The organism is Candidatus Kryptobacter tengchongensis, from assembly GCF_001458555.1.
Lineage (GTDB): Bacteria > Bacteroidota > Ignavibacteria > Kryptoniales > Kryptoniaceae > Kryptonium > Kryptonium tengchongense.
Window position 1 is genome coordinate 1 of record NZ_CZVH01000048.1, and the last position, 14,322, is coordinate 14,322.

The 14,322-nt window shown below is 37.5% G+C and carries 12 protein-coding genes; 1 reads left to right on the forward strand and 11 read right to left on the reverse strand.

What is annotated here, in order from left to right:
- The 8 genes from AT685_RS04485 to AT685_RS04520 form a co-directional block, all read right to left on the reverse strand.
- Window positions 1–505: NAD(P)(+) transhydrogenase (Re/Si-specific) subunit beta (locus tag AT685_RS04485; RefSeq protein WP_143713119.1), on the reverse strand; the 505-nt coding region annotated here is incomplete at its 3' end.
- A gap of 22 nt (window positions 506–527) precedes the next feature.
- The gene (locus AT685_RS04490; RefSeq protein WP_072149632.1) at window positions 528–830 is read right to left on the reverse strand and encodes an NAD(P) transhydrogenase subunit alpha part 2; all 303 of its coding nucleotides are present in this window, start codon (window positions 828–830) and stop codon (window positions 528–530) included.
- A gap of 28 nt (window positions 831–858) precedes the next feature.
- The gene (locus AT685_RS04495) at window positions 859–1,998 is read right to left on the reverse strand and encodes a Re/Si-specific NAD(P)(+) transhydrogenase subunit alpha (RefSeq protein WP_072151720.1); all 1,140 of its coding nucleotides are present in this window, start codon (window positions 1,996–1,998) and stop codon (window positions 859–861) included.
- Between the two features lie 75 nt (window positions 1,999–2,073).
- Window positions 2,074–4,029, reverse strand: coding sequence for an OPT family oligopeptide transporter (locus AT685_RS04500; protein WP_072151721.1), 1,956 nt, complete (start codon window positions 4,027–4,029; stop codon window positions 2,074–2,076).
- A complete protein-coding gene (locus AT685_RS04505) occupies window positions 4,007–4,966 on the reverse strand; it encodes a phosphatase PAP2 family protein (protein WP_072151722.1) in 960 nt (319 codons plus the stop codon). Before AT685_RS04505 ends, AT685_RS04500 begins: the two co-directional genes overlap by 23 nt.
- Entirely contained in the window at window positions 4,963–5,787 is an 825-nt protein-coding gene (gene rsmA / locus AT685_RS04510) for a 16S rRNA (adenine(1518)-N(6)/adenine(1519)-N(6))-dimethyltransferase RsmA (protein ID WP_072151723.1), read from the reverse strand. The genes AT685_RS04505 and rsmA overlap by 4 nt, the downstream gene beginning before the upstream one ends.
- A gap of 3 nt (window positions 5,788–5,790) precedes the next feature.
- Complete coding sequence (locus AT685_RS04515; RefSeq protein WP_072149637.1) at window positions 5,791–6,618, reverse strand: tetratricopeptide repeat protein; 828 nt, start codon at window positions 6,616–6,618, stop codon at window positions 5,791–5,793.
- A 23-nt stretch (window positions 6,619–6,641) separates the two neighbouring features.
- A complete protein-coding gene (locus tag AT685_RS04520; protein ID WP_143713120.1) occupies window positions 6,642–7,682 on the reverse strand; it encodes a redoxin family protein in 1,041 nt (346 codons plus the stop codon).
- A gap of 131 nt (window positions 7,683–7,813) precedes the next feature.
- Here AT685_RS04520 and AT685_RS04525 point away from each other — a divergent pair, with 131 nt between their 5' ends.
- Complete coding sequence (locus tag AT685_RS04525) at window positions 7,814–8,869, forward strand: hybrid sensor histidine kinase/response regulator (RefSeq protein WP_072151724.1); 1,056 nt, start codon at window positions 7,814–7,816, stop codon at window positions 8,867–8,869.
- Here the strand turns inward: AT685_RS04525 and AT685_RS04530 are convergent.
- From AT685_RS04530 to AT685_RS04540, 3 genes are all read right to left on the reverse strand, one after another.
- On the reverse strand, window positions 8,866–9,705 hold the full coding sequence (locus tag AT685_RS04530) for a DUF2279 domain-containing protein (RefSeq protein WP_072151725.1): 840 nt from the start codon (window positions 9,703–9,705) through the stop codon (window positions 8,866–8,868). The genes AT685_RS04525 and AT685_RS04530 overlap by 4 nt on opposite strands.
- A gap of 98 nt (window positions 9,706–9,803) precedes the next feature.
- On the reverse strand, window positions 9,804–13,229 hold the full coding sequence (locus tag AT685_RS04535; protein WP_072151726.1) for a T9SS type A sorting domain-containing protein: 3,426 nt from the start codon (window positions 13,227–13,229) through the stop codon (window positions 9,804–9,806).
- Between the two features lie 167 nt (window positions 13,230–13,396).
- The coding region (locus tag AT685_RS04540; RefSeq protein WP_143713121.1) for a T9SS type A sorting domain-containing protein at window positions 13,397–14,322 on the reverse strand (926 nt) is incomplete at its 5' end.

Below are 14,322 nucleotides of genomic sequence, written 5' to 3' on the forward strand. Positions count from 1 at the left end.
CAAGCGCAAATAAAATTTTGACAATTTGCTCACCTTTATATCTGATCGGTCTTTCCTCTATTAGACCTTCAAGTTTTGCGAATGCGACCAAGCTTCCCCAAAATGTCACCGCCCCAATTATTCCAGAGGCTACAGTTGCTACAGTTTCCTGTACTCCCATAATTTTGTTTAGCGCCATTGCTTCTATAAATGCAAGTGCAGCAACCAACGCTGAGGCACCGCCACCAAAACCATTAAATAAAGCAACCATCTGAGGCATAGCTGTCATACGAACTTTAAGCGCAAAAACCACTCCAATAACACCACCGATTACGAAACCGAGAATGATAAGTTCATAACTTATAATTGATTTATCCATCAAGGTTACAACAATTGCTATCAACATTCCAAGTGCTCCAAGAAGATTGCCTCTAATCGCAGTTCTGGGATGTGATAAACCCTTGAAGGCGAAGATAAATAGCAAAGCTGAAATTAAATAAGCAATGTTTACAAGTGCTTGTGGCATAGCAGGTTCGCTTTTGTTTTAATTATTTCTTTTCTTTTTGATCTGATTTTGGTTTTTTAAACATTTCAAGCATTCTATGTGTGATAAGAAAACCACCAACAACATTTATAGTCGCAAATGTAACAGCGATTACACCAAGGATAGATGCAAGCGTTGTATATTTTGCTCCAGCAGCTATAATTGAACCTATAATCGTAATTCCCGAAATTGCATTTGAACCAGACATCAATGGCGTGTGAAGAATTGGTGGAACTTTAGTTATAACTTCAAATCCAACGATCATCGCCAAGACAAAAATTGTTAATACTGCGATAAATGGATCCATGTTCGCTTTTTCTTTTTGTTTTTAAAAACTAATCAAAAATTGAATTTGTAAGTTTTCCATCTTTTGTAAGCAATGTGCTTGATAAAATGTCATCGTTAAGATTAATGTTTATTTCACCGTTCTTGATGAAAAGCATGCAGAAATTTGTAATATTCTTTGAATACATTTGGCTTGCGTGATATGGAACGGTAGCGGGAACATTTACTGGACCAATTATTGTAACACCATATTTTTCAATTATCTCACCTGGCTTTGTTAATTCACAATTTCCACCTCTTTCAGCAGCAAGATCAACAATAACTGAACCTGGTTTCATTCCTTTCACCATTTCCTCGGTTATTAAAACGGGTGCTCTTTTCCCGGGAACTGCTGCCGTTGAGATAACGACATCACTTTCTGCGATTATCTTGGTTAACATTTCTCTTTGTTTTTTGTAAAACTCCTCACCCATATCCTTTGCGTAACCTCTCTTGTCTTCTGCTTCTTGAGACTCAAGCCCAAGTTCGACAAACTTTGCACCCAAGCTTTCAACTTCTTGCTTTGTTGCAGGTCTTATATCATAAGCCTTGACAACAGCTCCCAGCCTTCTTGCTGTTGCAATAGCCTGGAGTCCAGCAACGCCAGCACCTATAACAAAAACATTTGCAGGCAAAATCGTCCCAGCTGCCGTGGTAAGCATAGGGAACATCTTCGGCAAGTAACTTGCTGCAAGCAAAACTGCTTTGTATCCTGATATCGTTGCCATTGAAGACAAAACATCCATACTTTGAGCTCTTGATGTTCTCGGTAAAAGTTCAAGCGCAAAAGAGATAACTCCTCTCTTTGCAACCTCTTCAATCAAATCTTTTACAAAAAACGGCTCCATAAATCCAACTAAAATCTGTCCCTCTCTTACTAATTGAATATCTTTTCTGCTTTCCTCTGGATTTGCTCCCAGGGTTCTAACTTGAAGTATAACATCGGCGTTTGCAAAAACCTCCTCCCGACTCTTAACTATTTGTGCCCCTTTTTCAAGATATTCTCCGTCTAAATAGCCTGCTTTTTCACCTGCTCCTGATTGAATTATAACCTCAGCCCCCGCTTTTTTAAACTGCTGGACATTAGCTGGGACAAGTGCTACTCTTGTTTCACCTGGATAGGTTTCTTTTGGGACGCCAACTTTAATCATAGGTTCTCATTTTATTTATTTTAAATTTTGCACTCAAAATTAGCAAAAAAAGATTGTTTTTCAAAATTCAGACCACTATAAGCTCTTTCTCATCGGAAAAACAATTAGAATTAATGCGACGATCGGAAAAACCAAAAGTCCGATAAATGGATTTTCAGATATATGTGGTAAATTGATATTCAAAAGATACAAACCCGCAAGCAAAACCCCGGTTATTGATTCCCCAGCTACAAGTCCCGACGCAAGCAATATCCCACGATTTTCAATTTGAACCATTTCAGATTCGGAATATGCCTTTTTCTTTACAATTAAATCTGCAACATATTTTATCAAACCACCCACAAATATAGCTGATGTTGTCTCAAAAGGAAGATACATCCCAACAGCAATTAAAGTTGGGGATGGTGTTTTAAGAAGAATTAAGGCAAAAGCGAGAACACCTCCAAAAATTATCAAAGGCCATGCGATTTCACCGCTTACAATTCCTTTTGACATTACGCTCATCAACCCTGCCTGCGGTGCTGGAAGATATTTGCCACCGATTCCGCCTTCTGTCCCTCTGTGAAGAATTGACATAGGGAAAACAAGCACAAGGGATGTGAATAAAACTCCAATTATTTCGGCAATTTGCATTTTTCTCGGGGTCCCGCCGAGAATTTGACCAACTTTTAGATCCTGAAGCATATCCCCTGCAATTCCAAGCGCAGTGCATACAACAGCTGCAACGCCAAGCACAACCTCAACCCCCGCAGTTCCTTTTACACCAAGAGCAACCATCAAAACCGCCGCTATCACAAGAGATGAAAGCGTAAGCCCCGAGATTGGATTATTTGACCCTCCCATAACTCCAACCAGATAACCAGCAACCGCAGAAAATAAAAACCCAGTCAATGTCATAACAATACTGGCGACAACAGCACTTAACAAATTCTTTGTGAAATAGTAATAAATCAAGGTAATTGGAACAATAAACAAAACCACAGCTCCAATCACAACTAAAATCGGCAAATCATCCTCAAGTCTTGAATATGTGCCTTTGCCCATCCTGAGATGAGTTGTATCTTTTATCCCTTTCGCTATACCCTGAAAAAGTTGATTTCTCATCCCCCAAAGTGTGTGAAATGCTCCAACTATCATAGCCCCAACTGCAATTGGTCTTACTTGGTAATACCAAACGGAATGTGTTAAGTTTTCCCAATCCATCCCGCTTTTAAATAAATCACTAATCCCGGTGTTAAAAAATATAGCAAGCGGAATAAACAGCCACCACCCTAATACGCCACCTGAAAAGGCAACAGCTGATAACCTTGGTCCAATTATATATCCAACTCCAATTAAAGCAGGTGAAGCAACCGGCGTTGAAAGAAAAATTCCGCCTGTGTATGTTTTAGAATTTATAAACGAATCTGAAGCGTTGAAAAGTTTAATTTTATACTTTCCAAATTCAACAAATCCACTTATTGTTTCCTCAAATAATTTTATCCCACGATTATTTTTGAAAAGTTCAATTAAAGCTGATACACCCATCATGCTGAAAACATATTTTGCTCCTGTTTCACCTCTTTGACCTGCTTTAACCATCTCTGCACATGCAACACTTTCAGGATAAGGAAGTTCTGGGTCATTAACAAGTGGTTTTCTCAAAATAATGATAAATAAAACACCAAGCACTCCGCCCACGAGCATTATAAGGGTGCTTTCCAAATAGTTAAAATCGCTCCACACACCAGATATCACAAAAGCAGGTATAGTGAAAATTGCTCCTGCTGCAAGTGCTTCACCGACAGATGCGGTTGTCCTTGCAATATTTTCTTCAAGTATTGAACCTCGTAAAATCCTCATCACAGCCATTGCGACAACCGCAGCTGGGAAAGTTGCTGAAATTGTCATTCCCGCTTTTAAACCAATGTATGAGTTCGCAGCCCCAAGCACCACAGCCATTATAACACCACTTAAAATTGCCCTGAAGGTCATCTCCGTTAACTTCACCTCAGCTGGAACATATGGCTTAACCTCTCCCTTTTTCTGCATTCCTCAACCCTATTTTTGTTTCACATTGATTGAAAAGATATGAAGCAGTTACAACTGTAAAAACAGCAAGCAAAAAACCAGCTATCAAATCAATAACATAATGATAGCGAAGATAAACAGTTGAAAAAATCAACATAATCCCCGTTGGAATTAAAAAATACTTCGTTCTTGAATTTAGGACAACAGACAAATACATGACAACAAGAGTAAGCTGTGTATGCCCACTTGGAAAAGCGTCTCTTTGCGCATAATCAACAGGGTTTGGAACTCCCGGGGGAATTGACTCACCTGTGTTAATTATCCAACGAAGTGGCTCAGTAAGAAAAAGCCCAGGAAGTTCCTCATCAAGCTTGGCGAAATCATGAAGCGTAAACCTTGGACCAATTGCCGGAACGAGAAGATAACCAATGTATGAAAGGTAAAATCCATATACAACGGTTGCCATAATATAACGATATTTCTCAATCTCCCCCCTGCGATAAAAATCATAAGCAAGGATTATCGGAAGAAAGTAAAAAGTTGAATAAGCAATTTGTAAAACTTCTGTTAAAATCGGGTTTGAGATTTTACTCAAAACATAGGTTGGATGTGCTCCAAAAATTATATAATCAATTTTTATCAAAATCCAGTCGTAATCCGGCAAATTTAGAAAGTGAATGAAAAAATAAATTTCTTTGAATGTCAAAAGAATAAATGGAACAAGATACCATTCTCTAATGAAACGCTTTGCTGAGAAAATTTCGGGATTTCCAAAGCTTCCCCATTTAACAGCAACATAAATTATGAAAAATATAATTAAAAGGTTAAGGACAACTATCAACCACCACAATTTTATCTGATGAGAAAAAATTAACGCGAGAAAAATCAAAAAGAAATAAAAAACTATATTCACAATGTCCCCGAAGTGAAGATTACGCAAGTTGATAAGGTAATTCATCCAACATCACTTTTATTTTTATCACTGTAAATTTCATAAAGTGCGTTTGAAATCTCAATTAACTCTTCAACAGTTAGTTGCTCGGGTCTTTTAGTCAAGTCAAAATTAATCTTTGAAAGAATTTCATCATCAAAAAGCTCACGCAAAGTATTTCTCAAAATTTTCCTTCTCTTGTTGAAAACATGTTTAACTATCTTTTTAAAGAACGCATGGTCAAGGATTCTCTCAGACAATTCACCCTTTTCAAAATCAAGCCATATTACTGCGGACGAAACTTTCGGCTTGGGATAGAAAACATTTCGCGATACCCTGAATAAAATCTCCGGCTTTGAATACGCCTGACACATCACCGAAAGTATGCCATAGTCTTTCACACCAGGTCTTGAAATAATCCTTAAAGCAACCTCAAGCTGAACCATTATTGTCAAATCCTTTATCAAGTTCCTGTTCTCTATCGCTTTAAATATGATTGAGCTTGTGATACTATAAGGAATATTCCCAATCAGACGTATCTTCCCAAACCTTTCAAACATTTTCAAATCAAGCTTCAGAAAATCTTGATGAAGTATTTCAATTTTATCATTACGAATTAACTCCTCATCACCAAATCTTACTTTTAAAAAATCAACCGCCCTTTTATCAATTTCAACGGCGAAAACCTTTTTAACTTTTCCAACGAATTGTTCTGTCAAAAATCCCTCACCAGCTCCAATTTCAACTATTATATCATCAGGTTGAGGATTAATTGCCTCAGCTATTTTCCTTGCTATGTTTTTATCGCTCAAGAAGTGCTGACCAAGATACTTTACAGGCTTTAGCATATTTTACTTACCGAGCCTTTCTTCAATCTTTTTTATTTCCCGTTCATACTTCTCTTTTTCAGAGGGACGTTGTTCAATTAACTTTCTATAAACTTTTATCGCTTCTTCATATGCCCCCTGCTTTGTGAGTATTTCAGCAAGTGCGGGCGTAACAATTGACATATCCTCATATGTCAAATCTTCCTCGCTAAAATTAATGCTTGGTTCCTTAACCGTTTCGCTTTTAACATTCTGCTTGCCCTTTCCCTCCTCAATTCGCTTTATTAACTCATCAAGATAAGATGCTTGGGTTTCCACCGTTTTTGCTTCCCGCATTCCTTGCTCATCTGTTCCAACTTCAGGCATTTCAAAAATCTCCTCAACGATATCGCTTCTTAACTTCTCATCAACAGCAAAAGATTCCTTCCCAAGTGATGCAATTTCTGGAATCTCAAATTCAGGAAGCCCTACTTCTCCATCTTCTCTTTTTTCTATCGCTTCTGACTTTTCTAATTTTTTGAATGTTTCCTCTCTCCTTTGTTTCAGGGAAATTTTTGAGATCAAATCAACAACAAATTTTGAATCCGGCAAAATTTCAACAACACGATTTAACTCAGCAAGGGCTTTAGAATATGCCTTTATTTCCATATAACATCTCGCCATTAAGAGATGCGCAGTTGAATAATCTGGATATTTTTGAATGGCTCTATTGCATAAACTTATCGCTCTTTCAATGTCCCCGGATTCAAGATAAATCAAGGCAAGACGAACAATTAGTGGTGAATCAGGGTTTTTCTCAATAAACTTCTCATATTTTTTTATCTCATCCCGAAGTTTCACGCTTGTTAACATATAGACCTTTTATCTTTTATTTTTCACTCCTTAATAACGCATGAGCCAAAGGTAAACGAGTAAAGGGAAATTTTATCAGAACTCATGTAAAGTTTCAAGGTATAAACTCCATACTTTTCACCAGAGATGAGATTATACATTCTGCCTTTATCAACCCGCACGACGCTTTTACCCTCGTTGTCATAAAAAACATCTCTACCTTTCATATTTTTTGGCACTGGCTTATCGTCAAGCGTTAAAATGATATCGCATGGGTTTCCATCGGGGTTTAAAACAGCATTTACTTCCGTCCCCCTAAATTTAAAAGCAACATAATCCGTGAGTTTTCTGCTATTCCTTGTATGAACCAGCTTCTCCGCTTCAACTTTGAACCAACCGTTAAGTGTTAATTGAGCCTCTTTGTAATTTTCTTGGTCTTTATAATATTCTTCTTCATCTGGCTTTATTCGTTGGGTAAAATATCCACGCATATAACCTGAATACATCTCTGGCGTTCTTGGATAGCAAACAGCCCCTGGTTTATCCTCATCTCTAAAATACTCAATTATTTCTGGAAATTTCATCTCTGGATTTACTTGTCTCAACAATTCCTGAATTTTTGCCTCCGTTCTCCCATAAGCTCCTTCACCGACATGGTCATATCGTATCACCCCATCCTTATCAACCAGAAATTTTCTCGGCCAAAACTGATTTTTAAACGCGCGCCATATTTCATATTTGCTATCAACCACAACGGGATATTCAATGCCGAGCTCTTTAACAGCGTTTTCAACATTTTTAAATTCAGCCGAAAAATCAAACTCCGGCGTGTGCACCCCAATTATGACAAGACCTTTATGAGAATATCTTCTATGCCATTCTTTCAAGTAAGGCAATGTTCGCAAACAATTAACACAGGTATATTCAAAGAAATCTATTAAAACAACTTTGCCTTTAAGCTCACCAAGCTTCAATGGTTTTGAATTTATCCAACCTATTCCGCCTTCAATTTCCGGCGCTTTCCTGCCCGTCCAGTTGAAAAATGTAAATTGTAAAAACATTATGAGGAAAAGAATTTCTTTCACTTTTCGCTCAAGACTTTTGAATAAGATAAAAAGTTTTGTGAAAATTGTCAAAGTTATACGTGTCAAATCTTGATAATTTTCAAATTTTGTTTTAAAATTTAACAAAAACAAAACAAAGGTTCGCTTTTAAAGTGCCGGATAAAATTTTGATCGCAGAAGATGAACCTGCAAGCCGATTTATATTTGCCACAATCCTTAAAGATGGTGGTTACGATGTGATAACCTGTGAAAATGGGTATGAGTGCGTTGAGATCGCAAAAAATGAAAAACCAGATGCCATAATCCTTGACATTCAAATGCCTGTTATGGATGGTTTTGATGTATTAGAAACTTTAAAAGCAACACCTGAAATAAATGAAATCCCTGTTATAGTCATCTCGGCAAACTCAGACCCACAAAATATCAAAAAAGCTTTTGATCTTGGGGCAACAGAATTTATAGCAAAACCAGTAAACATTGAAGAACTTTTGATAAGGGTCTCAACTGCTTTGAAGATCAAAAAAACAAACGATGAACTCAAAAAACTTCGCTCCGAATTTACATACCTTTTAATCCAGGATCTGAAGAACACCATTTCCGTCATTAAAGGAAGTTTTGAACTCGCACTTAAAAACAAAATCAACGAACTTTCTGAAGATCAAAAACTTATTCTTGAAATCGCCGAAACCGCTATCAACAGGCATATAAAACTTTTAAATGAATACCTTGAACTCTCACGACTTGAACTTAACATTGATAAAATTTCAAAAGAACAAGTTAAACTTGATGAAATTATAACCAAAATCGTTAACAGATTTAAAACCGAACCGAATTACAATATCTCCATTTCAATTCCCGATAATTTAAAACTTGAAGTATACGCAGATAAAAAGAAAATAGCCCGAGTCCTGGAATTAATCCTTGAAGCAATCTCAAACGCTGGCGGTAAAGATGTTGAAATCTCATTAACAGAGGACGATTCAAACTGTTTAATAAAAATAGTTGATAAAAACCAGAAGATCACCCTTGAGGAGGCAACTTATATATTTGACAAATATAAACAAGCCCTGTTTCAAAAATTACCAAAATATAACGACCTCGGGCTTACAATAAGCAGAATAATAGTTGAAGCACATGGTGGAAAAATCTGGGCTGAACCAATTGAGGAATCAGGCACTGCGTTTTTCATCCATCTCCCAAAAACTTAAAACTTGATAACATAAAACCTGAAGTTAGGAGAAATCCTTAAACTCGGCGATGGCAGATGATAATAATTCAACAAATGGAAAATCTGCCTCAACAACCAAACCTTCAATGGGATCTTTGTTAAATCATAATCAATTGATAAAAAAATTTCCCTTTTCCCATTCCCGCGCCAATCAATTTGTTTAACACTATAACCGACAGCAATATCAAAAAAATCAATAACCCAAAACTTGGAAAATTCCAAATTTAAAATTCTTGAAATATCAAAGCTTAACCAAAAATATAAACTCTCATAATCATCAACGATGAATCTGTGTGCTCCTGATTTGAATTTCTCGGACGGGAACATGCTCATTTTGAAATTAACAACTTTTAAAAATTCAAATTTACTTCTTGCATAAGGAAGAAAAGCGCCCACAACATTTGATACCCAATCACTTACGCTGAAACCCAGCGTTGGTCTGAAGCCATCTTCAACTTCAACATAGGTTTGAAAGAGTAAAGACCCAATTCCACCCCATATCAAAGCAGAATTTTCACCAACGCCAGCCCAACGAAGTGACCTACTCAACAAATCAGACAGCAAAAAAGAAAAATAAGCATGACCAAATTTATCCGCGTTTAAAACATGATTGAAATCATCTCTAAAATGAAACGATGTTAACTCCCCTTTCCACCATGAATTATACTGCTGAAGATGTGCAACAGTTAAAACACCCACGCCCATCCCAAGAACAAAACCAAGGCGATACGGATTAACCCTTGAAGAATCCCTATCTTGGGGAAAAGAGATATTGAAGACAAAAACTAAAATGAGAGCAGAAATTAAAAATTTCACGAAGATTGCGTTTGGAGTATTTTTAAGTTTTCTTTTTTAAATTTAATCAATCCGCATCAATAAAACTAAAAAGGACGGGCTTAAGCCCGTCCCTTCCTTTACTTCACAAGAACCATCTTCCTTACATCAACGAAACCACCAGCCCTTAAAATATAGAAATATATTCCACTTGACAAATCCCTTCCATCAACCTTGACCTTATGATACCCAGCTGGCAATTCACCAACAAACAAATCCTTTATCTTTTGACCATCAGAGTTGTAAAGTTCCAACTTTACACTTGATGCTACGGGTAACTCAAACTTTATCGTCGTATACGGATTAAATGGATTTGGATAGTTCTGATACAATACATATCTTTTCGGCGACTCAACTAAAACCTGCACCACCCCGATATCTTTTCTTTCGTCTCTGGCAACAGCTTCAATCTTATAATAATACCTACCCGATTCAGTCAATTTCTTATCAACAAATTCATAATCACCGCCAAATGCACCGTTACCTTTGGCTCTTAAAGATGCCTCGCTCTGATACGAACCAACAAGAATATAATTCTCATCACCCCTGCCACGATAAATGTTGAACCCAAGGAAATCCTCCCTCTCAACCTGCGTCTTTATCCTCAACTTAACAATATTACCCACAACCTCAGCTGAAACATTGACAACCTGAACAGGCAAAGATACATCGTTATCATTCTTGATCGGATAATTATCACTTGATTTTTCTGCAACTGAATTTACGACGACATCTTCAGGCGCATTAATCTTCAAAGCAACCCAGTGAGATGGATCCGCTGAAGATGATACATCAAGCGCAAGTAATATCCTCAATGGCACCCCCGCATTTACCATCCGCTCTGTGGAGAAATTAAGCGTCGCTACATCAGATGAAAAACTCGCAGATCCAAGATATGTATCATTAGCATCAACCTGGTTATTCTCATTATTATCAACATACGCCTTTAGAGTTACCTCACCATCACCAGCAAGAGTTCTACCTGAAACATTCACAAACTTTTGCACACTTAAACCAGCCATATTAGCCCAACCAGTGCTAACAGCAAAATTAACACCAAGCATTGGGACATTTTGAGCACCCGGAGATATTGAAACTCCACCACCGTCAAACACTTTTGACGCACTCACCACAGGTCTTGGAACTACTTCATCCGCCCCTTTATATGGCGCCGTTGAATGTCTATCCTCCCCATCTATATCCTTCGTTATCCCCGAAATCGGAACCCCAAGCAAATCCTTATCATAAAAAGATAAACCCCAAAGATGTAAATCCGTTGAAAATTTAAATGTCACAGCCTTTGATACTGAATTCGCATCTTTACCTGTTACATTGCTCATCCCCTGTAAAGCACTCTTCCAGTCACTTAAAGTCTTTCTGTTTGTTCCATTTGCCCCCTCTGTTTCACTGGTTCTTCCAACATATCCATTATCCGCATCAGAAAAATAGAACAAATTATAGTCAGTTGTTAAAGTTGCTCTATTAGTAAATTCCCAATAAAAACACTGACTTTCAGCGCCAATCTCATTCGTAATGAAAACATTATTTCTAACATCTGCTATTCTTGTGCCAGATGTTCCGCTGTAGTTTAGATGAAAAGCACTTATTATATAATCAGTATGAGGGGTTCCACCAGGATTAGTTACATTATTAACAACAACGGTATTATTATAAACATTTGCGGTAATACCCACCGTTGCTGCATAACCAACACTTATACCAATGATTTGTCCCCTTGGGGACGAAGCTGTAAGTTCAAATCCTGTTATAAAATTGTTGTAAATTTCAAAATTACCAACCCCTGTGATAAAAATTCCAACTATTCCATACCATAAAGGATTTGTGGTGGCGCTATTTGCGGTTCTTAATTGTAAAATCTTGTTGCTGTATATCTTAATCCTTTTTCCTGGATCTCTACCTCCAGCATATATACCATAACTAATTGATTCAGTTTCCGTTTGGTCTATATATATTTCATTTCCGTAACATTCACTATTCCCAGCATATCTTAACTCAATACCAGCTTGTTCAGCCGTAATTTTACAATTTCTCACGACAAAATTTTCAGCCATATTTTCTGGGCTCCCTGAACCTGTATAATATAAATATATTCCTCGCGCAGACCAACCAGTTGCAGTTATATCACAGTTTTCAATTGTAACATTATCAGGAACACCATGCGGAGATACTCCCGTGTATAGTTGAACTAAAATTGCATTTGCTTTATGCAATGTTGGATTTTGAGTTTGATATATAATCTTACAATTTCTGATAACCGAATTATCACAATCCCCAAGCATAACGATCGGATTTGTATTATCATGTGCCCCATCGCTTACTCTCGCTTGAATTGTAAGTCGTTTTTCTGAACCTCCCGGTGCAGTTCCTTCAATCACGATATTATGACTTGGCACATATGCATTCCAATTATCGCTACTTAGCCCTATAATCCAGCCACCTGAAGAAGAAGCATTGTCAGTTGATTTTGTAAATTTTATCGTAGTAGGTTGATCATAATAAGGTCTAAATGTTAAAGTATATCCATTGGTATTTACACCCAAGAATGAATTTTCAGATTCAGTTAAATCACTCGTGAAGTAAAAAGTACAATTACCTGCAATAGTTGATGAGTTAATAAAATCTACAGCAGATCTCAAAGATGAAAAATCTGGATTAGAATTACCCGGACCAGTTCCAGCAGAACCGATATAATAATTACCGCTTATTAAAGTAGCTTTATAATTTTGACCATTGTTGTTAATGAAATTGATTGTAAAGAAATCTGCATCACTTTCTTGTGGCGCATTCATTAGATTTATAGTTGTAAATGCATAGTATTCCACGATAACAGTTCCACTTCCCGAATAAGAATAAACTTGTGCCCGCCAAGTATTGCCCCCTGTATTCGTACTGGCCTCAACTGTATTACTTGTTGCCCAATTATCAGTTGTATATCTAACCCAAACTTTCTCCTGTGAACTCTTTGAACCGCTTAGGGTCACATCAACAAATAAATTCCCACCCGAGAAAGAAGGTGAAATTGCAGTAATTGTAACAGGTTCTTGAGTCCCATTGTCAAAAATTGCAAAATCAGCATTACCATCACTTCTTATCTTTGACTTAATCACATAATAACGCCCATTCTGAGCTGCGAAATAAAAAGCACCAGCATCCCCCATATTTGCATGATAGTAAGCTGTCCATTTATCTCCATAACTACCACCACCTGGATACTGAACATCACCACCTGAACCAACATACCAGAAACCCTGACCAGGATCCGGGCTACTTGTTTCACCAAATTTAAAATATTCATTTGCATCGGCTGTTGCTTGAAATTGCCACTTGTAAGAGCCCCCAAGACTTGTCTGCCCCTGGGTGCCAGTTGTCCAGCTCCAACCACTCCCCGCATTATTACTACCAAAGATATAATCCGGGCTTGTCTGCCCAAAAGAAATATAGCTGGCTATAAAACCAAACACCAGAAATAAAATAACATTCCTCATGGCTACCTCCATAATTATTTTGTTAATTAAATTTTTTTACTTTCTACCCCGTTCCTTCCCACATATTAGAGAAGGAAACGGGGTAGGGGTTCAAAACTAAATTAAAATCTTAACACTTTCTTTACTTGTTAAAATTCAAATAAATCAAAAAATTGCCAGAATTAGCTTCATTTCACAAGCACCATCTTCTTCACATCAACAAAATCACCAGCCCTTAATCTGTAATAATAAGTCCCGCTTGGCATATCCTTGAAATCAACAACGACGCTATAACTTCCTACCTCAAGCTTACCCCTCACTAATTCAAAAACCCTTTCCCCCTTCAAATTAAATATCTCAAGACTAACATCCGCTTCCTTCGCTATATCAAACTCAATTGTAGTAACAGGGTTAAACGGATTTGGATAGTTCTGATATAGCTTAAACGATTTCGGCAACTCTTTAACATTCACCTCAATAACCTTCTCAAAAACTCTCTCTCCAGATAAATTCACACCACTAACCCTGTAATAATATCTCTTCCCGAAATCAACATTTTTATCCTCCCACTCATAAACAGCTCCAAAAGCTAGGTTACCTTTTGCCCTTAAATTCATATCATTCAAATAGGAACCAACAAGTTTCATCTCACCAAATTCTTCTCCACGATAAACATTAAAGCCCAAAAAGCCACCCAGCTCAGTTGATGTCTCAATCACAAGCCTTACACTCCTGCCCCATACCCTCGCAACTAACGTCTTTAACACAACTGGCAATGGGGCATCACCAGTCCCTGAAATCACGAAATCTGAAAACGATGTAACACCTGAAACAGTTATCCTGTTATTGCTTATATCCCTTCCCGTAACGCTTAACTCCACCCATTGTGTCCCATCCCACCTGAAAACACGAAGTGAATTCTCATCCGTTATACCCTGCCGTGCAAGATCTTCATCAGAATAAGAAAATGTAACATCAGCCTGAAAACTTGAAATACCCGACTGCTGTATTCTAAACCATCTCCTCAAAACCTTGTTATTACCAAGTGGTCCCCCTGGCGGTTGAGAAGCACTATCTATCGCAGATACAGTTACATCCCCAGAACCATCCAAAC

Excerpts from the sequence above, each read along its gene's own strand:
- AT685_RS04495 (WP_072151720.1), bottom strand. The coding sequence starts at position 1,998 with ATGATTAAAGTTGGCGTCCCAAAAGAAACCTATCCAGGTGAAACAAGA.
- rsmA (WP_072151723.1), bottom strand. The coding sequence starts at position 5,787 with ATGCTAAAGCCTGTAAAGTATCTTGGTCAGCACTTCTTGAGCGATAAA.
- AT685_RS04490 (WP_072149632.1), bottom strand. The coding sequence starts at position 830 with ATGGATCCATTTATCGCAGTATTAACAATTTTTGTCTTGGCGATGATC.
- AT685_RS04500 (WP_072151721.1), bottom strand. The coding sequence starts at position 4,029 with ATGCAGAAAAAGGGAGAGGTTAAGCCATATGTTCCAGCTGAGGTGAAG.
- AT685_RS04515 (WP_072149637.1), bottom strand. The coding sequence starts at position 6,618 with ATGTTAACAAGCGTGAAACTTCGGGATGAGATAAAAAAATATGAGAAG.
- AT685_RS04505 (WP_072151722.1), bottom strand. The coding sequence starts at position 4,966 with ATGAATTACCTTATCAACTTGCGTAATCTTCACTTCGGGGACATTGTG.
- AT685_RS04535 (WP_072151726.1), bottom strand. The coding sequence starts at position 13,229 with ATGAGGAATGTTATTTTATTTCTGGTGTTTGGTTTTATAGCCAGCTAT.